The organism is Symbiobacterium ostreiconchae, from assembly GCF_055396975.1.
Window position 1 is genome coordinate 2,744,873 of the sequence record NZ_AP042454.1, and the last position, 25,209, is coordinate 2,770,081.

Consider the following 25,209-nt stretch of genomic DNA (forward strand, 5'->3'; position numbering starts at 1 on the left):
ATTACTCCTCCTGATAGTGTTCCTGCGCGGTCTGGATCAACTGCAGCACGTGGTCGTCGGAGAGGGAGTAGTAGACGTGCTTGCCGTCGCGCCGGCTCTTGACGAGCCGCATCAGCCGCATCAGCCGGAGGTGGTGGGAAACGGTGGGCAGGGTGAGGTCGAGGATCTGCGCCAGGTCGTGGACGCAGAGCTCCTCGGCGGCGAGCAGGTAGAGGATCTTGGTGCGGGTTTCGTCGGCCAGGACGCGGAAGAGCTCCGACAGCCCGGCGACCTCCGGCAGCCGTTCCCGCAGGGCGTCGAGCCGGGCCTGGTCGGCGTGTTCCGGGTGAGCGCCGCGCGGTGCCATGCTGCCTCACCTCGCAAAGACGATTAGACATCTGTCTAATTGTAGAATACGGCGTACGTAATGCCGTGTCAACCACGGGCAGCAAAAAGGGGCCGGCCGCACTGGGCGGTCAGCCCCCACACCCGGGGTTCCGGGTTACCCCCCGTGCCACGGGCGGTACCTCTCGTGCTTCAGCCCGAACATCCCCAGGATCCGGCCGACCACGTGGTCCAGCACGTCCTCGATGGTCTGCGGGCGGTTGTAGAACGCCGGCACGGGCGGCAGGATCGTGCAGCCGTTGGCGTGGGCCTTGAGCATGTTCTCCAGGTGGATGCCGCTGAGCGGGGCCTCGCGCGTGACCAGGATCAGCGGCCGCCGCTCCTTCAGCATCACGTCGGCGGCCCGGAGGAGCAGGTTGTCGGAGTAGCCGGTGACGATGCCGGCCAGGGTTTTCATGCTGCACGGCGCGACCACCATGCCCGCCGTCCGGAAGCTGCCGCTGGCGATGCTGGCGCCCACGTCCCGGACGTCGTGCACCACCGCGGCCAGTCGCTTCACCTGGTCCACGGTGTAATCCGTCTCCTCCAAGATGGTGCGCTCTGCTCCGGCGGTGATCACCAGGTGGGTCTCGCACCCGGGCTGCTGCGCGAGCGCTTCCAGCAGCCGGATGCCGATCAGCGCGCCGCTGGCGCCGGACATTCCGACGACGATCCGCATATCCGCAACTCTCCCATCCAGCACCTTGTCCAACCGCGGTTCAACTTCGTGCCCGGGCGGCGTTCTCCTGTTCAACGGCTGAAGATCGCAATTTTGTGCGTTGTGGGCAGCTGGGCAGGGAATGGGCATCATGCCAACCCGGAATCGCGTGAGCGGTTGAACTACTACCACTGTCGTATATACTGGAGACAGAGGGGGGGATGCGCATGCCGGGCACCACCGGATTCGACCTGGGCCCCCTGGAGGCGGACGTGATGCGCCTTGTCTGGGAGAAGGGCGAGGTCCAGGTGGAGGACGTTCACCAGGCGCTGCTGCGGGACCGGGAGATCGCCTACACCACCGTGATGACGGTGATGACCCGCCTGACCGCCAAGGGGCTGCTGACCCGCAGGAAGGAGGGCAGGGCCTACCTCTACCGGGCGGCGCTGCCGCGGGAGGCGATGGCGGAGTCCACGCTGCAGGAGTGGAGCCGGCGGTTCTTCGGGGGCCGGGTGGTCCCGGCGATCAGCTTCATCCTGGGCAGCGAGCGGCTGACTCCGGAGGACGTGGCGGAACTCAGGCGGCTGGTGGAGCGGCTGGAGGAAGGGGGAGAGGGCTGATGGCGCAGCCGGCGGCGCTGCTGGCAGAGCCGGCCGCGGCGTGCCTGGTCCCGCTGGCGGTCTGGCTGGGGTTCATCACGCTGTTCCTGGTCGACACACAGACCACTCTCCGCTTCGTCGGCCGCTACGCCGACCCGGCCGTGCGGCTGGGCTGGCACGCGGTCCTGCTGGGGGTCCCCGTGGTCACGCTGCTGCTCTCGCCGCTTTGGCGGTGGGCTGCGCTGGTCCTGGCCCTGGCCGCGGCCCTCGCCCTCGCGCTGCACTGCGGCGCGTACGGGGCACTGCGCCGCCGCCTCACTGCCGCGCCGGCCGGCGTGGCGGACCGGGTCCGCTCCCTCGCCCGCGCGTTCGGGCTGCGGCGGCCGTTTGCGGTTCTCTACGACCCCGCCGACCGGCTGGATCCCGCGACCGTGGGCATCCTGCGGACCGCCCTGGTCCTCACGCCGTCGGTCGTCGCCCTGCCGGAGGCGGACTTCCGGGCGATCGTCGCCCACGAGCTCGCCCACATCGCACGGCGGGATCCGCTGCGGCTCTGGGCCTGTGGGATCGTGCGGGCGCTGCTGGGCTGGCACCCGCTGGTCCGGCGGGCAGCCGAGCAGTATGCCCTGGAAGTGGAGATGGCCGCCGACCGGCAGGCCGCGGACTGGACCGGCGACCGGCGCGCCTACGCGCTGGCCCTGGGCAGGTGGGCGCTGGGCCGGTACGGCGCGGGCAGGCCGCTGCGGGGCGGCGCGTTTGCCTCCGCTTCCGCCTCATCGGGCGTTGTGCAGCGGCTGGCCTACCTGGCCGATGCAGACGGCGCGGCTCCGCACGTCGTGCCGCCCCTCGGTCTCGGCGCCGCGCGTCCCGGCAGCCGCTGGGCGGCGTCGGCCCGCTGGGGGCACCTGGCGATGGGGCTGGCCTACACGCTGCTGTTTGCTGCGGTGGCTCGCCTGTTCTGAGGCGGGCACCTGCTTGACCAAATTACTACAAGCGTAGTACAGGAGGGGTCCCCGTGGAGCGGTTCACCTATACGCGCACCGGGCAGGCGCTCCGGAACAGGCTGGCCAGCCTGTTCGTGCTGGCCCTGGCGGATCTGCTCTCGTTTGTCCTGGCCCTGTTTCTCCTGCCCCGGCCCTGGGGCCTCTGGGTGTGCCTGGGCGGCCTTTCCATCGCCGGTGTCGTGTACTGGTGGGTCACGGCCAGCCTGCGGACGTTCCACACGCTGGATGACCGGCGCCTGCTGCTGCGCATGGGACGGCACCGGCTCGCCGTGGACCGGGCGGACGTGGTGTCGGCGCAGATGGCCAATCCGGAACTGCGGGGCACGGACCACGCCGGCGTCCTGTACGGGAGCCGCACCGACACGCTCTACCTGGTGGCCGACCACCGCCGGCTGGTCGCCCTGCACCTCGCCCGCCCGTACGCGATGAAGGTCCCGGGCCACGGGATCTGCCAGTTCACCCGCATCGTGCTCAGCCTGGATGAACCGGAGCGGTTCCTGGCCGCCATCCGGCGGCAGGAGGGCGGGCCGGGGGAGGGCGCCGCCGGGCCCCCCGCGCGTGGCGGCGCGGCTCTGGTCGACCGGGCGGCGGTGCAGACCGCTGCGGCGCCCCGCCCGGAGTCCGGGGCGCCCGCACTCCGGCTTCAGGGTCTCGTCAAGCGGTTCGGCGGCTTCACGGCCGTGCGCGGCGTCGACCTGACGGTGCACTACGGCGAGATCCTCGCCTTCCTCGGCTCCAACGGCGCCGGGAAGTCCACCACGATCCGCATGGCCACCGGCCTGATGCGGCCCAGTGCCGGCCGGGTGCTGGTGGAAGGGCGGGACCTGTGGGCGGAGGGAGCCCCCGTGCGGCGGCTGCTGGGCTACGTGCCCGACGTGCCGCTGCTGCACGAATCCCTCACGGCCCGGGAGTTCCTCTGGTTGATGGCCGGCCTCTACGGCCTGCCGGAGGCGCAGGGCCGGGCTCGCGCCGGGGAACTGCTGGCGCAGGTGGGGCTTGAGCGGTGGGGCGATTACCAGATCCGGTCCTTCTCCCTGGGCATGAAGCGCAAGATCGCCATTGCCGCCGCACTGGTGCACCGGCCCCGGGTGTTGCTGCTCGACGAGGTGACCAACGGCCTCGACCCGAGGGCGAGCCGGGAGGTGAAGGACTTCATCCGCCGCGCGGCGGAGAGGGGATGCGCGGTGCTGCTGACGACGCACATCCTGGAGGTGGCGGCGGAGCTGGCCCACCGGATCGCCGTCATCCACGAGGGCGAGATCCGGGCGGTGGGCGACCTGGCGGCGCTGCGGGCCGCGGCCGGGCTGCCGCATGCGGACCTGGAGGAGCTGTTCCTGGCGCTGACGGCCGAGCGGGCGGGGGTGACGGCATGAGCGACCTGCGCATCACGGTTCCCCTGAAGGCGCTGATCTGCGCCGCGTTCCGGGCGGCTTTGAACGACGGCTGGCGCTTCAGCCGCATCAAATCCGGGCTGTGGCGGGCCCTGCTGCAGGCCGGGATGGCCGGCGCGGCCGTATGGCGGCTGGAGGCCGCCCATCTGACCCTGTCGCCGGGTGTGGCGGTGCTGGTGGCGCTCGGAGAGGGCTGGCTGGTGGCGCTGCTTACCGAGCTCCTGCGGGGACGGGAGCGGCTTTTCACCGGCCCGCTGGTGACGCTGGCCTGCCTCTCGCCCGCCCCGTCCCGGGCGCTACTGCTGGCCCAGGTCGTCGGCGCCCTTTCCGGCCGGCTGTGGACCCAGTTGCTGATCGCCGGCGGGTTGTTTCTGGCCCTGGACCGGGCGGGTCTCCCCCCCGGGCGTGCGGCCCTCCTGCTCGCGGCCCTGGTTGCCGCTTCCCTGGCCGCGGGCGGCCTGGGTCACCTCACGGCCGTGGGCGCCCTGGTGGGGCTCGCCCGCCGGTGGCCCGGGGTGCTGGTGCTGATCCCGGCCCTGGCGCTGGTCCTCGTGCTCGTCCTCGTCTGGTCCGTCCTGTACCTGTTTACGGTGGGGCTGGGGCAGGTGGCCGCGGGGCGCTGGGCTGCCGTGCCGCCGGACGCCGGCGCGGCCTGGGGGGAACTGGCGCTGATCGCCCTGCTTTCCCTGCCGGGGCTGGCCGTCGTGGTTGGCGAGCCGGGCGCGGCGCCTCGGCGCGGGCGGCCAACCGGTCGGGACGCGTTCCGCGCGGCGTGGCTCGCCGTGCGGGAGGCCCTCGACCGGCGGAGCCGGCCCCTGCGCTCGCGGTGGCCGGCCCTGACCGGCGGACCCGCCGGCGCCCTGCAGGCCCAGGCGTGGCTGGGCGCCATGCGCAACTGGTTCAGCCTGGTCCGGCTGGGGATCTGCGCGGCGGTGGCGGCAGCAGCGTTCGTCTTCGCGCCGGGACTGGGGGACGCGCCGCCGGCACGCGCCGGCGCGCTGTACATCGGCATCGGCGTCATCGCGGCCCTGTTCAACTACGGCGAGCAGGCGGCCGCGCTCTTCTCGTCCGACGGTGAGCGCGCGGCGTTGCCGGTGCTGGCGGGCGTGAGCCCCGGCCAGCTGCTGCTGGGCAAGTGGCTGGCCACGCTGCCCGTGGTGCCGGTGGCGGCGCTGACAACCTTCACCTGGGCGGCTGCGGGCGGGCGCGGGCCCGCGGTTGCCGCCGGGCTCGCCGCGGTCAGCGGGGCGCTGGCCCTGGTCGGGGTGACCTGGCTGGTGGGCGCGGCCGCCTTCGATGCGGCCCCGCGTGCAGGCGGGCTCCGCGCCGACACGGAGCAGTTGGCGGCTGCCTTCGAGCAGGTGCCCACCCGCGCCGGCGGCGTCGTCGGCCTGCTCGGTCTCCTGCTGATCGCCGCGGCGGGGATCTGGCTCTGTCGCACGGACCCGCGCGGGATCGCCGCCCTGGCCCTGCCGGGCGTCGGAGCGGTCCTGGCCGGGTGGCGCTGGGTGGATCGGCTGTGGCGGCGCGGGGTCCTGGGGTAGGGCTGCGGTGCGGACCGGGGCAGGGTTCAGCGGCCGGGGCGCAGAAAAGGGGTGTGGTGCGCTGGCGGCGACGGCTGTGCGGTGCGGTTCACCCGCAGCAGGAAAGGGGGCCTCCGACGTGAAGGGACTGGCGCGCGCCGGGGCGACCGTGGCCGTCCTGCTCCTCCTGAGCGGAACGGCCGGGGCGGCCTTCGGCAAGTGGGAGACAATCCGGGTGCTCCGCAACGGCTTCACGGTGACCGTGGGCGGCCGGGAGGTGCAGGCCGACAACCTCCTGCTGGAGGACCGGGCCTACGTGCGCCTCACCGACATCGCCCAGGCCATGGGCATGGCGGTGGCGTGGGATCCCGCGACCCGCACGGCAGCCGTGCAGCCGCGGCCGGCTTCCGTCCGCCTCGCGGCGCCGGTGGATCCCTTCTGCCCTGTCATCGACCTGGCGAGCCTCGGTGTCGCGGCGGCGGACGTGGAGGCGATCGGGCTGGAGTCGGCCGGCGAGCGCTACGTTTCCCGTCAGTTCACGCTGGCCTGGGATGAGCTGCGCATCGCGGACGACCAGGCGACGGCCGAGGGCCGGCCGGTCCTCGCGCTGGGTACCGAGTACGTCCTGAAGATGGTCACGCGCACGGGCGAGGTGCTGCGGGTCGGCTTTACGACCGGCGGCCTGCCGGAGCTGGTCCCCACGGGCCGGCGGCAGATCGTGCTGGTGCCCGCCATGCCGGAGCGGGGCTTCCACTGGCCCTACTTCCTGGTCCTGCCCGGCGACGCGCACCGGGAAGCCAACGAGGGGCAGCCGCGGCACCTGATCGTGGAGATGAACAACACCGGCCCCAGCAACAGCGTCGCGGAGACCCTGGCCCGCACCCGGGCCGAGGTGGAGCGCGGGCAGCAGCTCTCCATGCGGCTGGCGGAGGAGCTGTGGGCGCCGCTGCTCATGCCCGCGGTCCCGCGCCCCGTGATCACCTACCGGTATGGCGGCGAGGAGAACACCTTCTTCACCCACGCCCTGGACCGGGACGCGGCGCGGCTTCACCTGATGCTGCAGGACCCCGGCCTGGCGGCGTCGCTGGAGCGGCCGTTCCGGCAGGCGGGGTTCAGCCCGGAGAGCCTGACCCGCCTGGACCGGCAGGTGGCGGCGATGATCGAGCACGCCGTGGGCTACCTGAACGCCTACGGATTCGGGGTGGAGGAGCAGGCTTTCGTGGTGGGCTTCTCGGCCTCGGGAACCTTCGCTGACCGGTTCGCGGCGCTGCAGCCGGAGCGGGTGAAGGCGGTGGTGGCCGGGGCGGCCCTGGACAACATGCTGCTGCCGATGGCCGAACACGGCGGCGAGCCGCTCCCGTACCCGATCGGCACGGCCGACTACGAGGCCATCGCAGGCCGCCCGTTCGACCTGGCCGCGCACAACCGGGTGGCCCGCCTGGTCTTCATGGGCGAGGACGACCCCAACAACACGCTGCCTTACCGCGACTCCTACGGCGACGAGGAGCGGCGGATCATCACGGCGCTGTGGGGGGAGGCGGTCCTGCCGCGCGCCGAGGCCCTGACCGCCCTCTACGGCGAGGCCGGCGGCCACGGCGCCTTCGTCCTGGACCGGGGCACGGGGCACGACTACTCGGAGGCCATGTACCAATACGTGAAGGCATTTCTGCAGGCGAACCGGGGCAAAGGCGCGCCGGTCTACCGGGTCCCCGAGGACCCCGGGCAGCTGCGGTTCACCCTGTTCCCGAAGGTGCAGTGACGGGTCCAGGGGGGCGCCGGGACGCTGCCCACCCTGGAGGTAAAGGCCTGGTGATGGCCGGGCGAAGCAGGCGACACGCGAAGGGAGGTCCGGGCATGTCCCGAGCGCAGGCGATCGTGGTCCGCGGCCGGGAGATCCTCATGGTTCGGCACCGGCAGGGGGGAAAGGCGTGGTGGTGCCTCCCCGGCGGGGCGATTGCGGAGGGGGAATCTCCCGCGGATGCCGCTGTCCGGGAACTGGAGGAGGAGTGCCGGGTGCGGGGTAAGGTGATCCGGGAAACCAGCGTGGTCACCTACGGCCCGGACGACCTGCATTACACGTTCCTCATCGACATCGGCGACCAGGAACCGAGTCTGGGCCACGACCCGGAGTGCGCCGGGCAGCCCCAGGTCCTCGTGGACGTGTGCTGGATGCGGCTGGACCAGCTTTCAGAGCGGGACCGCGCCTTCCTCTGGACGGCCGGGCTGCTCAGCGTCCCGCCCTTCGGGGAGACGGTACTCGGGTGGGGCGATGAGGTGAGCTATCCGGGCCCCGCCGATGCCGGGAGGGAGGCTGAAGCGTAGTGGGAGGGACGGGCTTGCGGATCATCGAGCACCGGCGGCACACCCTGCGCGTCAAGCCCGGCCAGCACCTCTCGCAGGCCGGGGTCGACCTGGCGCGGGCGGTGGGCGAGGGCATGGGGCCCTTCGACCTGGTGGTGACCAGCGCCCTTCCCCGCGCCTACGAGACCGCCATCGCCATGGGCTTTGCGGTCGACGAACAGGTGGACTGGCTGTCGAGTCTCGCCCCCGGCTTCGAGGACGAGGTGCCGTGGGATGCGGGAGTCGCCTGCATCGCAGCGGCGGCGCGAGGTCTTCCGGAGGGGGCGGTCGCGCGGTTTGTGCGCAGGCTGGCGGCGTTTCACCGGGAACTCACCGCCCGGCTGCCCGAAAGCGGCCGGGCGCTGGTGATCTCCCACGGCGGCGTCGTGGAGGCCAGCGCGGTGGGCTGCAAGCCGGACGAGGATTTCGCCGCCTGGGGGCCTGCGTTCGGCTACTGCGAGGGCGTGCGCATGTATTTCGCCGGGACCGTCTGCGTGCGGGTTGAGCCCATCCGGGTCAAGGGTGAGGGCTAGCGCGAAGGGGCGGGACTACCGGTCCCATCCGTCCGCAGCACCCGGGCCAGCACCTCCGGCGCGATGTTTCCGCCGGTGAAGACCAGGGCCACGCGCCTCGGTGCACACTCGTGCCGGAGCGACAGGAGGGCCGCAAGGGCGGCCGCCGCTGCCCCTTCGGCCAGGAGGCTGGCGCACCCTCGTCCCGCCGCCCACAACCCACCGCCCACAGCTCACCGCTCACCGCTCGCGCGGTAGACAACCCCCGCCCGGCTCTGTAAAATTAGGTACGTCACGGCGACCGATGCCCGAGGCCACCGCAACCTACCGGCGGCCTCTTTCACATAGGAGGCGACACGACTTGACCGACCGCACGACGACCGCCCTGCCCGGCGCCCAGATCGCCGGCCGACCGGTGAAGGTCGGCTTCATCTCCCTCGGCTGCGCCAAGAACCTGGTGGACACCGAGTCGATGATCGGCCTGCTGCAGAACACGGGCTACAAGATCACCAACCGCGCCGAGGAGGCCGACGTCCTCGTCGTCAATACCTGTGGGTTCATTGAGGAAGCCAAGCAGGAGTCCATCGACGCGATCCTGGAGGCCGCCCAGCAGAAGGTCCACGGCAAGTGCCAGGCCCTGGTCGTCGCGGGCTGCATGGTGCCCCGGTACGGCGAGGAGCTGGCCCGGGAGATCCCCGAGATCGACGCGCTGGTGGGCACCGCCGACTACCCCCGCATCGGCGAGGTGGTGGCCGGCATCCTGGCGGGGCAGCGGGTGCAGCAGATCTCCGACCCCGACTCCATCACCGACTGGAACTTCGAGCGGGTGCTGGCCACGCCGGGCTACACCGCCTACATCAAGATCGCCGAGGGCTGCGACTGCGCCTGCGCCTTCTGCTCGATTCCGCTCATGCGCGGGCGGCACCGGTCGCGCCCCATGGAGTCCGTCGTCGACGAGGCGCAGCGGCTCGCCCGGATGGGCGTGCGGGAACTCGTCGTCATCTCCCAGGACACGACCTACTACGGCATGGACCTCTACCGCAGGCCCATGCTCGCCGCGCTGCTGCGCAAGCTCGCGGCGGTGGACGGCATCCGCTGGATCCGCATCCATTACTCCTATCCGACCCGGATTACCGATGAGCTCATCGAGGTCATCGCCACCGAGCCCAAGGTGCTGAACTACCTCGACCTGCCGCTGCAGCACGGCTCCAACCGGCTGCTGCGGATCATGAACCGGCCGGCCAACGCGGAGGGGTACCTCAGGCTGGTGCAGAAGCTGCGGGAGCGGATTCCGGACATCTGCCTCCGCTCCACCTTTATCGCCGGCCATCCGGGGGAAACCGAGGAGGACTTCGGGATCCTGCTGGACTTCCTCCGGGCGTGCGAGTTCGACCACGTGGGGGTCTTCGCGTACTCACAGGAGGAGGGCACCAAGTCGGGGCAGATGGAGCAGCTGCCCGTGGCGGTGCGCCTGGAGCGGCGTGACCGGGCCATGGCGGTGCAGCAGGAGATCGCCCGCAGGCGGAACCAGATGCAGGTCGGCCGGGAGCTGGAGGTGCTGGTGGAGGGCCGCTCGCCCCGGGGCCGGGGCTGGTTCGTGGGCCGCTGCTACCGGCAGTCGCCCGGCATCGACGGGGTCGTGGTGTTCCGGGCACCGGCCGGGGCGCAGCTGAGGCCCGGCGACATGGTGCAGGTGCGCATCACCGGGGTGCAGGACTACGACCTGCTGGGGGAGACGACCGAGCCGCTCACCATCGACGGGGTCGCGCAGGAGCAGGATCTCATCCTGCCCGTCTTCCAGCCCGCCCGCCATCAGTAGCCGCAGAAAGAAGTGCCCGGCGCGCTGCCGCGCCGGGCTTGCCACATCCTGAGAAAGGAGACGAGCGCCGTGAAGACCATCGCCGCCCGCATACTCGATCAGCTGCACATCCCCTACGAACTGGCCGCGTACGAGTGGAGCGAGGACGAGATGGATGCCGTCAGCGTGGCCCGCAAGATCGGCCTGCCGCCCGAGCAGGTCTTCAAGACCCTGGTGGTGCGGGGTGACCGGACCGGCGTGCTGGTGGCCTCCATCCCCGGCAGCGGCGAACTGGACCTGAAGCGGCTGGCGGCCGTGAGCGGCAACAAGAAGGTGGAGATGGTCCCCGTGAAGGAGATCCAGGCGCTGACCGGGTACGTGCGGGGCGGCGTGTCGCCTCTGGGGATGAAGAAGCAGTACCCTTACTACCTGGATGAGACGGCCGGGATCCTCGACCGGCTGGCGGTGAGCGCCGGACAGCGGGGGCTGCAGCTGGTGCTGAGCGGGCCGGATCTGATCCGGGCCACGGGGGCGAAGCTGGCGGATCTCGTGCGCTAGGCTCCCGGTCCGGCCTTCGCGGGCACCTCCCCTGACGCCGCCGCCGGGGGCTTCTGTCGGCGAAGAGGAGTGCCCTCGCGCCGCGCCGAAGCAATCTGGCAGTGGCGGTATGGATCGTGACGGCTGCGAAGGGAGATGGCAGCATGAGCAAGGCATGGACCTACCTGGAGCGGCTCACCCGGTACCCCCACCGGGCGGTGGGCAGCGCGGAGGAGGCGGCGGCCGCCGAAGAGGCGGCGGGCTGGCTCAGGGACATGGGCTACAGCGTGGAGATCCAGCGGTTCCGGGCGCCCAGGGACACGCTCTACATCGGCCCGGCCGTCATCATGGCCGGCTACCTGGCCGCAGGGGCGATCGCGGTGTGGTGGCAGCCGTGGATCGCACTCTTGCTCGCCGTGCTGCTGCTGATTCCGCTGATGGGTGAGATGTCCGGCAAGGGGCCGGACCTGGACGCCTACACCCCCAAGGTGACCTCGCAGAACGTGATCGCCCGGGCGCCGGAGCAGGGCGGCGAGCGCCTGACGGTGGTGGTCTCCGGCCATCTGGACACCCAGCATGCCACCTGGCTTTTCCACCCCCGCATGGCCCCTTACGTCCAGACCTACCTCAACTCGGCCTACGGTTCGCTGGGGCTGATGTTCCTCGGGCTGGTGCTCCGGGCTGTGCTGCCCGGCGCCGGGTGGACGCTGTGGATCCTGGGCCTGGGCGGTGCGCTGCTGGCCCTGCACATCGCCTTCCTGCTGGCATGCGCCTTCAGCGGCGGGTACATCAACGGCGCCAACGACAACACCACAGGCGCTGCGCTCACGCTGGCCCTCGCGGAGCACTTCGCCGCGCACCCGCTGCCCGGCGTCCGGTTCCACTTCGTGCTCACCGGCGCGGAGGAGGTGGGCACCCGGGGCATGAAGGCGTTCCTGCGGGCGCACCGGTACGATCCGGACACGACCTACTTCATCAACCTGGACAACCTGGGCGGCGGCACCCTGACCTACCTGGAGGGGGAGGGGATGACGCTCTACCACCGGTTCGGGAAGGATCTGGTGGAGCTCGCCCGCACCATGGCGGCGGAGCACCCGGGCCAGGTGAAGGCCCGCCCCAACCTGCTCCTGCCCACCGACGCCATGATTCCCGCCGCGCACGGCTACCAGGCCATCAGCTTCCTGGCCTTCCTGGAGGACGGCTCCCTTCCCAACTACCACTGGTACACGGACACCCCGGAAAAGGTGGACCGGGAGCTGCTGGCCTTCACCGAGTCCTTCATGAAGGCGTACATCCAGCGGCTGGCGGTCTCCCGCATCGCTGCGTGACTCCGGGGGCGCCGGACGGAATAACAGAGACGGCGAGCGGAGTGCCGCTCGCCGTTTTTTTCCCAAATCGAGAGCCGGGACCTACACCTTCGCCGGCATCCCCTGCGCCATGGACTTCAGGAGCAGCGCCCGCTCGTCCCGGGCCGCGGGGGCGCCGATGTTGAACCGGTCCAGGAGCTCGCGGATCTCCTCCAGGCTCTCGAGCCGGCCGATCAGCACCTGCACCAGCAGGCTCAGGCAGCTGCCCCGGGACATGGGCAGGCCGCGGCGCCGGTCGTCGCGGTAGATCTGGCGCGCCAGCGACCGCACCAGCGTCTCCGACTGCTCGAGGGCGTCGGCCAGGTCCTTCAGGTTCGCAATGCCCAGGTGCTGCAGCTCCTCCACCCGGGCCTCCAGGACCGCCTTGGTCGGGCCCATGAGGGGCCGGCCGCGCATCTGGGAGATCTCCTCGTCCAGCGCCTGGATCAGCGGCGAGCGCCGGATGAAGGTCTCCAGCGAGATCGGGTCCAGCGCGACGGCCTCGGGGTTGTCGTGCATCTGGGCGACCACGCGCGTCGAGTAGAGGCTGAGCTCGTCCCGCAGCCGCATGAACTGGTCGTCTGCCAGCTCCAGCAGGCCGGCCAGCATGGAGAAGCGGCGCCGCAGGCTGCTGGGAATGCCGCCGGCGACCTTGTAGCCCAGGTCGTGCTCGATCTCGGCCCAGGCGTGCTGGAGAATGGACCGCACCTGGATCTCGCAGCGCAGGCCGGCGAACCGGGCGTACTCCGGTTTCGCGACCATCTCCGGGGGCAGGCAGCAGACCCGGTGGACAGCCGAATACCCGAACCAGTGCGGGTCATGGGGGCGCTTGTCCTCCGAGTGGTCCAGGTCAACGTCCAGATGGCGGTCGATGACCCGCACCACGCGGTCGACGTCGTCGGCGAAGTTGGTGACCACGCGCACGCCCACCAGGTCGGTCACCTCGGTCAGGTGCTCGTAATCCTTGCCCGGGCGGGTCAGCTTCTCCGCCAGCGCGTCGACGCTCTTGACCCGGTAGGTGATGCTGTTGACGGGGATGTTGGCCTCGGCCAGGAGACGGCTCAGCATCTGCCGCACGCACTGCCCGAACTCCTGATACAGCGACTGCTGCGACCGAAAAGTTTCAATCCATTCACGCTGCTTGCCATTCATGAGCTGCACCACCTCCTCTGCACAGCCGGTGTGCACCACGGTTGAGTTCAATAAGCACGCGGGAAAGTCCTGCGCACAAAAAAGGGGCGGTCCGATCGGACCGCCGGAGATGAGGAGGGCAATTGACACAGAGGGGGGTTCAACACAGTTTCAGTGTAGCGCGCCTGTGTTACAACCGTGTGACAAGTCCGAGACGAGGTGATGAAAAAGTCAGCAGGCAGAACATTCCAGCTTTGAAACCCAGCGGCGCCATGGTACCGCAGAATGTACCAGCCGGGCAGCGGGCCGCCGCATGTTATACTGAAGATGCTCTTTACCATTAGACCTTTTGCGCAAGAAACGAGAACGGCCACGAAGGATGTCTTCGTGGCTGCCATTGTCCGCGCTTGGGTAGGGGGGATGCGTTGTGAATCTGCCGCGGCTCAGATGGCCGGTGGTGCTCGTTACTCTGGCCGTCACGCTCGCCGGGCTGTTCGGCGCGGGCCGGCTGGTGCGCAGCCAGACGATCGACCAGCCGCTGATGACTGCCCTCTCCGGTCTGGAGGGGCTGGCCTCCTACCAGGTGGTTCAGGTGGGGGCGGTTCCGGAAATCGAGGTCCGCCCTGCCCCCGGTTCCAACCTGCGGGAGGTGTACACCGAGGTGGACCGGCAGGTGCGGCAGATCCTGAGGGACAGCCCGTACAAGCTGACCGTGGCCGGTACGCCCAGCGCAGAGCTGCAGCAACTGGCGGAGCGGCTGAACCTGTACGTGCACGAGGCGGTGGCCACCGGCGCCTTTTCCGCCATGGCGGACCGCATTGCCGCGGAGGCGGCAGCTTTCGGGGCCGAGACGGACCTGTCGGTGGACGACCGGCGGGTCTACCTGACCGTGCGCCTGGGGGACGCCTGTGTCTACCGGGTCGTGGAGCGCCCGGCGTGGCCGCCGGCCGTGCCCGCGGGAGGAGGGATGGGGCTGTGAAGAGCTTTCCGGTGAAGGAGATCCTCCTCGGCGCGGCCGCGGCGGTGCTGGCCTACCTGGGGATCAGCGGGGTCAACGTGCTGCCGGTGGTCTTCCTGGCGGCCGTGGCCTGGCTGATGTACCAGTCGGTCAGCCTCCGCAACCCCTCCGGGTCGGCGATGCGGAGCCCCGCCACCACCACGGTGCCCGAAGTCCGGTTTGAGGACATCGGCGGGCAGGCCGCGGCCAAGAAGGAGCTGCTGGAGGCCATTGAGTTCATCACCAACCGGGAGCAGATCGCCCGCATGGGCATCCGGCCCCTGAAGGGCATCCTGCTCACCGGGCCGCCCGGCACCGGCAAGACCTTGCTGGCCAAGGCCGCCGCACACCACACGAACTCCGTGTTCCTGGCCGCCGCGGGCTCCGAGTTCGTGGAGATGTACGCGGGCGTGGGCGCGCAGCGCGTGCGTGAACTGTTCCGAAGGGCGAGGGAGGCCGCCCGGAAGGAGCGGAAACGCTCGGCGATCATCTTCATCGACGAGATGGAGGTCCTGGGCGCCAGGCGGGGCTCCCACAGCACCCACATGGAGTACGATCAGACGCTGAACCAGCTGCTCACGGAGATGGACGGCATCGCGGTGGACGAGGAGGTCCAGGTGCTGGTCATGGGCGCCACCAACCGGGTGGACATGATGGACCCTGCGCTGCTCCGCCCGGGCCGGTTTGACCGCACGGTGAACGTGGACCTGCCGGACAAGGAAGCCCGGCTGGCGATCCTGAAACTGCACACCCGGAAGAAGCCGCTGGCCGAAGACGTCGATCTGGAGGCCATCGCCCGGCAGACCTTCGGGTTCTCCGGGGCGCACCTGGAGTCGCTGACCAACGAGGCCGCGATTCTGGCGCTCCGGGAAGGGCTCACCGAGGTGCGGCACCGCCACTTCGTGGAAGCCGTGGACAAGGTGATGCTCGGCGAGAAAGTGGACCGCACGCCCACCCCGGCGGAGAAGCGGCGGATCGCCGTCCACGAGGCCGGCCACGCCCTGGTGGGCGAGTGGGTGGATCCGGGCTCCGTGGCGACGGTCACCGTGACCCCGCGCGGGCGGGCGCTGGGCTACGTCCGCACCAGTCCGGCGGACGACCAGTACCTCTACACGCGCTCGCAGCTGGAGGCCCGCATCCAGGTGGCCCTGGCGGGCTTCCTGGCGGAGGAGCTCGTGTTCGGGGAGGCGTCGACGGGCGCCGCCAACGACTTCGAACAGGCGGTGGGGCTGGCCCGGCACATCGTGCACGCAGGGCTGAGCCCGCTGGGCATCGTGGACGCACAGACGCTGGACCGGGGGCTGGAGGGGGCGATGGTGCAGCAGATCATCGCCGACCAGCGGGAGCTGGTCATCTGGTTCCTGTCGGAGCGGCGGAGCGTCCTGGAGAGGGTGGCGAACATCCTCGTGGATGCGGAGGTCATCGAGGGCGAGGAGATCCGGCGGCTGCTGGCCGACGCCCCGCCCCTGCCGCCGGTGCAGGGGCCCCTCCTGCCGGAAACCGTACAGGAATACGTGTCGTGAAGACGGGGAAGCGGCGCCGCGGGGCGCCGCTTCCCGCGCGGGCTGCCCGTCCTACACGGGCGGCTGCCAGGGCGTCCAGCCCCCTTCCTCCCGGAAGTCCGGCGGCTCCCAGGGGGGAGGAAACGGCGAGCCGTTCTCCGGGTGGGCGCCATCCATCCCCGGCGATGGCCGGCCGGCGTTCCACGGCTGCCCGGCGTCCTGTGGGCCGGCTCCGGGGCCGCCTGGAGGGGCCTGCAGGGCCTGAGCGCCCTGCGCGGCCGGGGCACCCTGCGGAGGCTGAGCGTTCTGCGGGGCCGGGGAAGTCTGCGGAGCGCGGGAACCCTGCGGGCTCTGGGCACCCTGAGGACCCTGAGCACCCTGCGGCCCTTGGGCGCCCTGCAGGCCCTGGGAACCCTGCTGCGCCTGCGCCGGGCTGCCCTGCGCACCCGGACCGGCGGCTGCATGCTGCTGCTGGCGGGGCTGCGGCTGCGTCTGTGCCGTGGTGCGCTGGCGCAGGTTGATCTCGGCGCGCGCTTCCTTCAGCACCGCCTCCATCTGCTTCTGGATCCGCTGGGTCTCCTCCAGCACGGCCTTGAGCTGCTTCAGGTTCGCCTCCAGCTCCGCCGCCAGTTCCTGCTTCGCGGCGTGCAGCGCGGTGAGCATGGACGCGGCGGTGTCGCCGTAGAGCCCGGGCAGCCAGGGCTGCTGGTTGCTGCCCGGCAGGTTCTGGGGCTGGGGGCCGACCGCCTGGCTGTTCCCGGCCTGCGGGCCGGCCGCCCGGGGGTCCGCCTGCTGCGGGCTCCCCGACGGTTGGGGGGCCTGCGGCGGGTTTGGCTGGGGCGGGCCGCCGGGCTGACCCTGGCCCTGCGGCATGGCTCCCTGCAGGCCGGGGTCCTGCGGGGCGGAGGCCTGCGTGCTGCCGCCCTGCTGACCGCCGGTCCGCGGGTTCACGCCCTGCTGCGGGTTGCCGCCGGGCGGGCCGCCGGCAGGCCCCGGGGCGTGCGAGCCGGAACCCCGGTGAAACGTCCGGGCCAGGCGGCGCACCGGCCGCTGACGAGTGGAGTTCTGCACGTGACCGCCTCCTCCGTCGCTGAGATTCGGACTTATGCTGGCATGTTCGGCTGCCGGCGCCGCCTGGCCCTGACCCAGGAGGCTGCCAGGAGCAGGAAAGGCACCCCCAGCCCCAGGCTGAGAGAAAGCGGCGTCCACAGCACGGTGGAAAAGGTGAACAACCACGGCAGGTTCGGGATGAGCGACATCCAGACGACCGCGGCGGCGCCGAGGACGATCAGGGGCGACCGTTCGCCGGCCAGGCGGAGGGCAGAGGCCGCCGCACTGGCCGCCAGCCACAGATGTACGGCAGTCTTCACTATCATGCCCAGCAGCCAGATGGAGATCAGAATCACGTCCAACCGCTCGACAAACTCGCCGAGGGTAATCTGCTGGAAGAGCGAGTAGACGGGAAAGGTGAAGTCGGCGACCAGCTGGTGGCCGAACACGGCGGTCGCCAGCGCGGTGAAGAACACGAGATGAACCGTAGCCAGCAGCGCACCGACGGCGAGCCCCCTTCCGGCGAAGCGAGGCTGCTCCACCAGGGCCGCAAGGGAGAGGAACGTCCACGACTCGGCGAACCAGCCGGTGGAGGGCCAGGCCGCGGCGAAGAGCTGCAGCGGGGTGTGGTCCCACAGGGGCAGGAGCCGATAAGGGTGGGCCAGGCGCGTCAGCGTGGCCAGCGTGAGCAGGACGACCACGGCGGTGGCCGTCATGAACAGGACGGAGAGCCGGGCGAGCACCTCGGCGCCGCAGTAGGCGCCGTACGCCGCCACGAGCACAAACGGCAGGGCCAGGGCCAGGGGCGGCGTCGACGGCAGGATGGCGACAGGGATGACCTCCACGACGTCGCGCAGGCAGAGGGCTGCCAGGCCCAGGCTGAACAGCCCCAGGACCGCAGCGAGCGCGCGCCCGGGGAGAGGGCCCAGCACCTGGCAGGAAACCTGCCCGAAGCCCTGGCCCGGATGGCGGCGCAGGAGAAGCCCGAGCAGCAGCGCCACCGGGAGGGCCGCCACGAGGTAGGAAATCAGCGGCGCAAACCAGCCGCCGCTTTTCCCTGCCTTGGCCAGGCTGGCGGGCAGGACCATCACCGCTGCTGCGAAGTGCAGCGTGAACACGAGGACGGTCAACTGTTGACGGCTGATGCGGGCGGGTTGTCCCACGTGAACCCCTCCTCAGCTGCGCAGCGGGTTGCCCATGAGTCCGGTCGTCTGCAGGCGCAGGTCGACGGATACGCGGACGGGGACCTCACGCCAGGTCTCGCCCCACCGTTCCTCCCCGATGGTGTGCCACATGTGGGGATGCAAGGCCCGCATATGTTCGCCGAAGAACAGGGGGTCGGCCTCGGCGGCCTGCAGCTTCTCGATCACATGCGTGACCAGATCCCGCAGCTCAGCCTCGGCGCGCCGCACCAGCTGTTCGTGGACTTCCGGCTCCTGGATGGGGCGGAAGCACTCCATTTCCGAAACCCGCAGCGCGCCCTGAAGGTGGACGGAGAAGGCGGGCGTGCTGCCCTGCATGTGCATGCGGATTCGCTGCCGGGCCCGCACGATGCGGAACGACACGTCCTGTTGCCCGGGCTCGTCGCCACAGGGCACGGTCAGCACTCCGTCACGCCCGCGGCCCCGCAGCCACTTGATCGCCCGTACTTCCTTGGCGTCCAGATATTCCACCACCCGGTCGCCGCGGAGGACGGCCGCTCCGCCCAGCCGAACGACATATGGCTCCGGGACGGAACCGGTGTCCGTGTTCTCCAGCAACTCCACCACCGGCAGCAGGGGTGCCTGGTAGGACGTGGCCCGGGCGGAGAAGAACTCCCACAGCCGCATCTCCAGGCCGATCTGTGCCTGGGCGATCTCCATCAGGGCCTTGCTCTGCAGCGTCTCCATGAGCGGATCCGTTTCCAGGACGGCCCTGACGGGACCGCCCCGCACCAGGAGGATCAGCCCCTGAAGCCGGAACTCCGGCATACGCAGGATGAAGTCCAGGGTGTTTCCCAGCCCGTGTTCCGCCAACCGTTCGCCGACGACCACCACGAGGGTGTGGGTCAGGTTGATCCGCCGGGGGAGGCGGAGTTCGATCTCCCGTATGACGGCCGCGAAGCTGCGCCCGCGCTGGGAGACGACGATCCTGCCCGGCATCGTCGAATCCCCCTGCTGGCCCTTGCCGCCTCCTGCAGCGCCGGGGCCGGCCACCCCGAGGGTGAACTCGTACACGCCTTCGTCCACCAGATCTATGCCGACTGCGATCACCAGGGCCAGGTCGTTGAGCTCCATCCGGCTCCAGCACCCCGTCAGAAGCGGCAGGAGCAGCAGGAGCGCAGCCGCGCGCCTCATGGGTGCCCTTCCCGGCCGGATCCGGGCTGCGGCTGGGGCCTCTGCCCCGCTGCCGACCTCCGGGCGTTCAGCTGCTCCACCGCGGCCGGGCGCGTTCGCGCCAACCAGTGCGGGAACCGGACGAAGGTGTCGCCCAGGTCGGCGGGGATCAGCGGCCCGAAGGGCGCCAGGTACGGCGTGCCGAAGGAGCGCAGGCTGAGCAGGTGGATGAGAAGCGCCGCCGCGCCGAGTGCGAGGCCGTAAGCGCCGAAGGTGCCTGCCAGCAGCAGGAGGGGGAACCGGAGCACCCGCAGCGCCACCGTGGTGGAGAAGTCCGGCAGCATGAGGATCGCCAGCGCGGTCACCGCCACCGTGATGATCACGGGGGCGGACACGATGCCGGCCTGCACCGCGGACTCCCCGAGAATCAGGGCGCCGACGATGGAGACCGACTGCCCCAGCTGCGAGGGCATCCGCACGCCAGCCTCCCGGATGATCTCGAAGCCCAGTTCCATGAGCATCGCCTCCAGCACGGCGGGAAACGGCACGCCCTCGCGGGCGGCCATGATCGAGAGCAGCAGGTTGGTCGGGATCATCTCCCGGTGGAAAGTGGTCAGGGCCACGTAGAGCGAGGGCGCGAAAAGCGCAACGATCGCGAAGAAGAAGCGGAGCCCCCGTACCAGGGCCACGGCCAGGAAGCGCTCATAATAGTCCTCGGGGGAGTGGATGAGATCACTGAAGGTCGACGGCGCGAGGAGCACCCACGGGCTGCCGTCGACGAGGATCGCCAGGCGGCCCTCCAGGAGCCCGCCGGCGACGGCGTCCGGCCGTTCGGTCGCCCGGATGAGCGGGAAGATGGTCCAGGGCGTGTCCTCGATGAACTCCATGAGCTGACCGCTGTCCAACACCCCGTCGACCTTCACCCGGCTGATGCGCCGCAGCGCCTCGTCGACCAGCGGCTGCTTGCAGATGGTAGCCAGGTAGGCCACGGCCACCCGCGTGCGGGTGAGCTCTCCCACGGTGACCATGTCGATGCGGAGCCGGGGGTCGCGAATCCGGCGGCGGATCAGGGTGATGTTGACGTTCAGGGACTCGACGAACCCCTCCCGGGGGCCGCGCACCACCCGCTGGGTCTTGGATTCACTGATGGCCCGCTCCGGACCGCCGGCCACGTCGAAAGCGAGTGCGCGGGTGGCCCCCTGGAGGAACAGCACGGCCTTCCCCGCGGCGATGCCCAGCGCGGCCTGGTGGACGCGCAGGACCTCACTGGTGTCGGGGACCGTCACCTGGCTTCTCTCGATCCACCGCAGGGCATCGTCTGCCGTGCCGCGGGGCGGCGCCGGCCCGTCCGGGTTCTGCAGCGCATCCAGGCTGCGTTCCAGCAGCTGGTCGTCCACGACAGACGTGAGGTAGACGACCATCCCGCTTATGGCTCCGGGGCTCACGACGAGCCGGCGGAAGGTCAGATCCTGGCAGTGACCGAAGTAGAGGTTCAGCATCGCCTCCACCTGGCCGAGGTCGGCCGGCAGGGGAAGCTGGGGTTTCTGCTGAACGAGCTCGAACAGCTGCGCCTCCGCGCGGGGCGACGCGGGCATCCGGCCGGCGAGCGCGGCTTCCTGGGTCAGACCCAGGGCCTGGAACCAGGCCGACAGCCTCTGCGCCTGCCGGGCCAGACGGCGCCGCCTGAGACGGTGTGGTGTACTGCCGCTGCGGGTCGACACACCGTAGCGCACCTGCACCCCCCCTTGCCCGGCGGTGCGCTTAGTATGCACCTGCCCGGAGGGTCGCCATGCCCGGCGCTTCGCCGCGCGCAGGCCGCAGGAGTGGGGCCGTGGCCCGGCGAAACCTCCCGGGCGGAGGAGGATCATCGGTGAACGCTGAGCTGGTCTTTGTGGGCACGGAACTGCTCCTGGGCGAGATCCTGAACACCAACGCCCAGTTCCTGAGCCGGGAGCTGGCCCGGCTGGGCGTCGACGTCTACCACCAGGTGGTCGTGGGCGACAACGCCGCACGCCTGCGGGCGGTCTTCGAGCAGGCCATCCGCCGGGCGGATGTGGTCATCGCCTGCGGCGGGCTGGGTCCCACCGACGACGACCTCACGCGGGAGGTCGCGGCCGAGGTGGCCGGGCGGCCGCTGGCGCTGGACCCGCGGCTGGTGGACGAGCTGGAGGCGTGGTTCGCCGCGCGCGGCCGGAAGATGACGGAGAACAACCGGCGGCAGTGCATGGTGCCCCGGGGCGCGACGGTGCTGCCGAATGACCGGGGCACGGCGCCGGGGCTGATCATCCCGGTGGAGGGGAACAAGGCGATCATCCTGCTGCCCGGCCCGCCCGGAGAGATGCGCCCGATGTTCGCCGCGCACGTGGTGCCCTACCTCACCGGCCGCAGCGGCAGCCGGCCGCTCCGGCTGATCACCCGCACCCTGCGGTTCGTGGGCATCGGCGAGTCGGCCCTGGCCGACGGGCTGAAGGACCTGCTTCAGAGCCAGACCGACCCGACCCTCGCGCCCTACGCCAAGACCGGGGAGGTCCACCTGCGGCTGGCGACCCGCGCGGCGGAGGAGGCGGAGGGATACGCCCGGATCGCCCCGGTGGAGGCGGAGATCCGGGCCCGTTTCGGCCGCTTCCTGTACGGCGTGGACGAGGAGACCCTGCCGCATGTGGTGGGCCGTCTGCTGGCAGAGCGGGGGATGACGCTGAGCACCGCCGAATCGTGCACCGGCGGGCTGGTGGCCCGGTACATCACGGATGTGCCCGGCTCGTCGCGGTACTTCGGCATGGGGTTCGTCACGTACGCCAACGAGGCGAAGATGCGCTTCCTCGGCGTTCCGGCGCATCTTCTGGACGCGCACGGCGCCGTGAGCGAGCCCGTCGCCCGGGCCATGGCGGAAGGGGCGCTGCAGCAGGCGGGCGCGGACGTGGCCGTGGCGATCTCCGGCATTGCCGGCCCCGACGGGGGAACGCCGGCGAAGCCGGTGGGCACCGTCTGCTTCGCGCTCGCCGGACGGGGCCGGGACGGCGGTGCGGCCGGGGGCGCGGCCTTGCCTGCCGGCGTCTGGTCGGAGACCGTGCGGCTGCACGGCGACCGGGAGGGGATCCGCGAGCGCGCCGCAGTGCACGCGCTGGCGATGGTGCGGCGCTACCTGCTGGGCGATCTGGGATGAGGCGCGGGGCGGGGCGGCCCGCGGCGCTGCGCCCCGCCCCGCTCTTTGTTAACGCCCTTTTGTGAAGGAGCTTGACACAACCGGCAGATTGCGGCAAAATGGAGACAGAAGCCGCTGGAAAGCGGCTCTCTCTGAGCCGACTTCGTTAACCGGCTTTACGAAAGGATGACGTGCCGTGCTGGTTGGGCCGGAACTGATTCGGGCCATCAACAAGCAGCGGGTACTGCGCCTGGTTCGGTCCGCCGGCGCCCTGTCGCGGGCGGATCTGGCTGAGCGCACGGGGCTCACCCGGCCGACCGTCTCCGCCGTGGTCGCAGAACTGCTGGAAGAGGGCTGGGTGGAGGAGATCGGCACCGGGGAGTCGTCGGGCGGCCGGCCGCCGATTCTGCTCCGGTTCAACCCCCGGGCCCGGTGGGTCGTCGGTGCCGAACTGGGCGCGGGCCACGTGCGGGCGGTGCTGTCCGACCTGGCGGGGAACGTGGTGCATCGCGTGAAGCAGCGGGTGGAGTCGCACGACCCCATGGTCGAGATCGGGCAGCTGGAGCGTGCGATCCGGCAGCTTCTGGCCCGGGCGGGGGAGATCACCCCGTCGACGCCCGTCGCCGGCATCGGGATCGGCATCACCGGGGTCATCGACACCGAGGAGGGCATCTGGCGCTACTCGCCCCACTACAAGGTGCGCGACCTGCCCGTGGTGCAGATGCTGGAGGAGCGCACGGGCCTGCCGGTGTGGATTGAGAACGACGCCCGGGCCATGGCCTGGGGTGAGCGTTCCTTCGGCGCGGCCCAGGGCGTGGACAACCTCGCGTTCATCCGGGTAGGCATCGGGCTGGGCGCGGGCATCATCATCGACGGCAAGCTGTACGGCGGCGCCCACAAGGGGGCTGGCGAGATCGGCCACATCATCGTGAAGGAGCGGGGGCTCCGGTGCCGGTGCGGCAGCGACGGCTGCCTGGAGACCGTGGGCAGCGCGGTGGCGATCGCCCGGCGGGCGGCGCAGCGGCTGGCGCAGGGCGAGGAGACGCTGATCCGGGAGCTGGCCCAGGGCGATCCCTCGAGGGTCATCGCCACCACGGTGATCGAGGCCGCCTACGCGGGCGACCGCGTCGCGCAGGAGATACTATCCGAGGCCGGCCGGTACCTGGGGATCGGCATCGGGTCCATGATCAACCTGCTCAATCCCGCGATGGTGATCATCGGCGGCGGCACCAGCCGAGCCGGCGACTTCCTGATCGAGCCGCTGCGGGAGGCCGCCCTGGAGCGCACGCTGCCTGCCCTGCGTGACAAGGTGAAGATCGTACGTACCACCCTGGGCGAGGACGCGGGCCCGCTCGGCGGGGCCGCGCTGGTCATCGAAGAGCTGTTCCGCACGCCGACGTTGAAATAGGGAGACCAGACCATGAAGGAGGAGACGGGTATGACGCTTCGCATCGGCATTAACGGTTTTGGTTCCATCGGCCGGCGGGTGCTCCGCATCGCGCTGAACCGCCCCGACGTGGAGGTCGTGGCCATCAACGATCTCACGCCGCCGGCCACCTCGGCGCACCTGCTGAAGTATGACTCCAACTACGGCATCCTGGACGCTGAGGTCTCCGCCACCGAGAATTCCCTGATCGTAAACGGCAAGGAGATCCGGGTCTACTCCCAGAAGGACCCCGCGCAGATTCCGTGGAAGGAGCACGGCGTCGACATCGTCATGGAGTGCACGGGCCGCTTCCGGGATAAGGAGCAGGCCGAGGTGCACATCACCTCCGGCGGCGCCAAGAAGGTGATCATCTCCGCGCCGGCGAAGAACGAGGACATCACCATCGTGATGGGCGTGAACCACGACAAGTACGACCCGGCGAAGCACCACGTCATCTCCAACGCCTCCTGCACCACCAACTGCCTGGCGCCGGTGGTCAAGGTGCTTCACGACAAGTTCGGCGTCGTGAAGGGCATGATGAACACCATCCATGCCTACACCAACGACCAGGTCATCCTCGACTTCCCGCACAAGGACCTGCGCCGGGCCCGGGCCGCCGCCCTGTCCATCATCCCCACCAGCACGGGCGCGGCCAAGGCGGTTGCACTGGTCATCCCGGAGCTCAAGGGCAAGCTGACCGGCTTTGCCATGCGGGTGCCCACCCCGGTCGTCTCGGTGGTGGACTTCACGGCGGAGCTGGCCACCCCGACCACGGCCGAGGAGGTCAACGCTGCGCTGAAGGCTGCGGCCGAGGGGCCCATGAAGGGCGTTCTCGCCTACGAGGAGGCGCCGCTGGTCTCCACGGACTTCAAGGGCAATCCGCACTCCTCCATCGTCGACGCCCCGTCCACGCTGGTGCTGGAAGGGAACCTCGTCAAGGTGGTGGCGTGGTACGACAACGAGTGGGGCTACTCCAACCGCATGGTCGACCTGGCTGCGTACATCGCCGCAAAGGGCCTGTAACATCGTCGCCGCCCCCCATCGCCGTGGTGGGGGGCGGAGTCCGCGTCGGAGAGGAGGGGGACCTTGCGCATCGCCCTGATCGCACACGACAACCGCAAGCAGGACATGCTGAAGTTCGTGAGGGAGAACAAGTCGGCTTTCGAGGGGCACGAGCTGTTCGCCACGGGCACGACCGGGCGGATGATCCGGGAGGAGACCGGCCTGCCGGTTCACTGCTTCCTTTCCGGGCCGCTGGACGGCGACCAGCAGATCGGCTCCCGCGTGGCCACCGGCGAGATCGACATGGTGATCTTCCTGCGGGACCCGCTTACGCCCATGCCCCATGAGCCCGACGTGCAGGGGCTCCTGCGGCTCTGTGACGTGCGGGACATCCCGGTGGCCACCAACCTGGGCTCGGCCCGCATGTTCGCCGACGATCTGCTGCGGCTGAAGAGCGCGCCGCCGCAGCCGGATGCGGGGGATGGCGCGGGGGCCTCCTCGTGACGATTGTGCGGACGCCAAACAGGGAAAGATGCCGTGGAGGGGCCTTCGGGCCCCTCCGCCGCCTGGGGG

At 70.6% G+C, this 25,209-nt stretch carries 23 protein-coding genes; 16 read left to right on the forward strand and 7 right to left on the reverse strand.

The genetic code is table 11. From position 1 onward, the window contains the following. Position 1: 1 nt before the first annotated feature. Together ACZ5UM_RS13290 and ACZ5UM_RS13295 are read right to left on the reverse strand one after the other, a co-directional pair. Positions 2–346, reverse strand: a complete 345-nt coding sequence (locus tag ACZ5UM_RS13290; protein ID WP_464844780.1) for an ArsR/SmtB family transcription factor — start codon at positions 344–346, stop codon at positions 2–4. Positions 347–481: 135 nt separating this feature from the next. Further along, entirely contained in the window at positions 482–1,042 is a 561-nt protein-coding gene (locus ACZ5UM_RS13295) for a UbiX family flavin prenyltransferase (RefSeq protein ID WP_464844781.1), read from the reverse strand. A gap of 206 nt (positions 1,043–1,248) precedes the next feature. On the opposite strand from ACZ5UM_RS13295, the gene ACZ5UM_RS13300 reads away from it, so the two are divergent. The 10 genes from ACZ5UM_RS13300 (at position 1,249) to ACZ5UM_RS13345 (ending at position 12,053) form a co-directional block, all read left to right on the forward strand. Continuing rightward, a complete protein-coding gene (locus ACZ5UM_RS13300; protein WP_464844783.1) occupies positions 1,249–1,641 on the forward strand; it encodes a BlaI/MecI/CopY family transcriptional regulator in 393 nt (130 codons plus the stop codon). Further along, positions 1,641–2,582, forward strand: coding sequence for a M56 family metallopeptidase (locus ACZ5UM_RS13305; RefSeq protein WP_464844784.1), 942 nt, complete (start codon positions 1,641–1,643; stop codon positions 2,580–2,582). The genes ACZ5UM_RS13300 and ACZ5UM_RS13305 overlap by 1 nt, the downstream gene beginning before the upstream one ends. Positions 2,583–2,635: 53 nt before the next feature. Continuing rightward, positions 2,636–3,997, forward strand: a complete 1,362-nt coding sequence (locus ACZ5UM_RS13310) for an ABC transporter ATP-binding protein (RefSeq protein WP_464844785.1) — start codon at positions 2,636–2,638, stop codon at positions 3,995–3,997. Beyond that, a complete protein-coding gene (locus ACZ5UM_RS13315; protein WP_464844786.1) occupies positions 3,994–5,559 on the forward strand; it encodes a hypothetical protein in 1,566 nt (521 codons plus the stop codon). The genes ACZ5UM_RS13310 and ACZ5UM_RS13315 overlap by 4 nt, the downstream gene beginning before the upstream one ends. A gap of 118 nt (positions 5,560–5,677) precedes the next feature. Then, positions 5,678–7,297: a hypothetical protein gene (locus ACZ5UM_RS13320; protein WP_464844787.1), complete on the forward strand. Its 1,620-nt coding sequence runs from the start codon at positions 5,678–5,680 to the stop codon at positions 7,295–7,297. 95 nt (positions 7,298–7,392) lie between these two features. After that, a complete protein-coding gene (locus ACZ5UM_RS13325; RefSeq protein ID WP_464844788.1) occupies positions 7,393–7,860 on the forward strand; it encodes an NUDIX domain-containing protein in 468 nt (155 codons plus the stop codon). Between the two features lie 14 nt (positions 7,861–7,874). Next, entirely contained in the window at positions 7,875–8,411 is a 537-nt protein-coding gene (locus ACZ5UM_RS13330) for a histidine phosphatase family protein (RefSeq protein ID WP_464844789.1), read from the forward strand. Between the two features lie 340 nt (positions 8,412–8,751). After that, the gene (gene rimO, locus ACZ5UM_RS13335) at positions 8,752–10,209 is read left to right on the forward strand and encodes a 30S ribosomal protein S12 methylthiotransferase RimO (RefSeq protein ID WP_464844790.1); all 1,458 of its coding nucleotides are present in this window, start codon (positions 8,752–8,754) and stop codon (positions 10,207–10,209) included. A 69-nt stretch (positions 10,210–10,278) separates the two neighbouring features. Then, positions 10,279–10,746 (forward strand): Cys-tRNA(Pro) deacylase, encoded by a 468-nt coding sequence (gene ybaK / locus ACZ5UM_RS13340; protein ID WP_464844791.1) that lies wholly within the window; start codon positions 10,279–10,281, stop codon positions 10,744–10,746. 143 nt (positions 10,747–10,889) lie between these two features. Beyond that, the gene (locus tag ACZ5UM_RS13345) at positions 10,890–12,053 is read left to right on the forward strand and encodes a M28 family metallopeptidase (protein WP_464844792.1); all 1,164 of its coding nucleotides are present in this window, start codon (positions 10,890–10,892) and stop codon (positions 12,051–12,053) included. An 81-nt stretch (positions 12,054–12,134) separates the two neighbouring features. Here ACZ5UM_RS13345 and ACZ5UM_RS13350 read toward each other — a convergent pair whose 3' ends face one another. Continuing rightward, positions 12,135–13,223, reverse strand: a complete 1,089-nt coding sequence (locus ACZ5UM_RS13350; RefSeq protein WP_464844793.1) for a GTP pyrophosphokinase — start codon at positions 13,221–13,223, stop codon at positions 12,135–12,137. 406 nt (positions 13,224–13,629) lie between these two features. Between ACZ5UM_RS13350 and ACZ5UM_RS13355 the strand changes: the two genes are divergently transcribed. Further along, entirely contained in the window at positions 13,630–14,181 is a 552-nt protein-coding gene (locus tag ACZ5UM_RS13355; RefSeq protein WP_464844794.1) for a hypothetical protein, read from the forward strand. Beyond that, positions 14,178–15,722, forward strand: coding sequence for an AAA family ATPase (locus ACZ5UM_RS13360; RefSeq protein ID WP_464844795.1), 1,545 nt, complete (start codon positions 14,178–14,180; stop codon positions 15,720–15,722). Before ACZ5UM_RS13355 ends, ACZ5UM_RS13360 begins: the two co-directional genes overlap by 4 nt. Positions 15,723–15,773: 51 nt before the next feature. On the opposite strand, the gene ACZ5UM_RS13365 is transcribed toward ACZ5UM_RS13360, so the two are convergent. The 4 genes from ACZ5UM_RS13365 to ACZ5UM_RS13380 are packed head-to-tail and all read right to left on the reverse strand — an operon-like array spanning position 15,774 to position 20,799. Beyond that, on the reverse strand, positions 15,774–16,772 hold the full coding sequence (locus ACZ5UM_RS13365; protein WP_464844796.1) for a hypothetical protein: 999 nt from the start codon (positions 16,770–16,772) through the stop codon (positions 15,774–15,776). Positions 16,773–16,804: 32 nt separating this feature from the next. Then, positions 16,805–17,914, reverse strand: a complete 1,110-nt coding sequence (locus tag ACZ5UM_RS13370) for a GerAB/ArcD/ProY family transporter (RefSeq protein WP_464844797.1) — start codon at positions 17,912–17,914, stop codon at positions 16,805–16,807. Between the two features lie 12 nt (positions 17,915–17,926). Next, positions 17,927–19,087, reverse strand: coding sequence for a Ger(x)C family spore germination protein (locus ACZ5UM_RS13375; protein ID WP_464844798.1), 1,161 nt, complete (start codon positions 19,085–19,087; stop codon positions 17,927–17,929). Further along, positions 19,084–20,799 carry a spore germination protein gene (locus ACZ5UM_RS13380; RefSeq protein ID WP_464844799.1) on the reverse strand — a complete coding sequence of 572 codons (1,716 nt, stop codon included), beginning with the start codon at positions 20,797–20,799 and terminating at the stop codon, positions 19,084–19,086. Before ACZ5UM_RS13380 ends, ACZ5UM_RS13375 begins: the two co-directional genes overlap by 4 nt. Positions 20,800–20,936: 137 nt before the next feature. On the opposite strand from ACZ5UM_RS13380, the gene ACZ5UM_RS13385 reads away from it, so the two are divergent. From ACZ5UM_RS13385 to ACZ5UM_RS13400, 4 genes are all read left to right on the forward strand, one after another. Beyond that, positions 20,937–22,229 carry a competence/damage-inducible protein A gene (locus tag ACZ5UM_RS13385; RefSeq protein WP_464844800.1) on the forward strand — a complete coding sequence of 431 codons (1,293 nt, stop codon included), beginning with the start codon at positions 20,937–20,939 and terminating at the stop codon, positions 22,227–22,229. A gap of 175 nt (positions 22,230–22,404) precedes the next feature. Next, positions 22,405–23,616 carry an ROK family transcriptional regulator gene (locus ACZ5UM_RS13390; protein ID WP_464844801.1) on the forward strand — a complete coding sequence of 404 codons (1,212 nt, stop codon included), beginning with the start codon at positions 22,405–22,407 and terminating at the stop codon, positions 23,614–23,616. A gap of 30 nt (positions 23,617–23,646) precedes the next feature. Then, a complete protein-coding gene (gene gap / locus ACZ5UM_RS13395) occupies positions 23,647–24,657 on the forward strand; it encodes a type I glyceraldehyde-3-phosphate dehydrogenase (protein WP_464844802.1) in 1,011 nt (336 codons plus the stop codon). A gap of 63 nt (positions 24,658–24,720) precedes the next feature. Then, positions 24,721–25,140, forward strand: a complete 420-nt coding sequence (locus ACZ5UM_RS13400; RefSeq protein ID WP_464844803.1) for a methylglyoxal synthase — start codon at positions 24,721–24,723, stop codon at positions 25,138–25,140. Positions 25,141–25,209 lie beyond the last annotated feature (69 nt).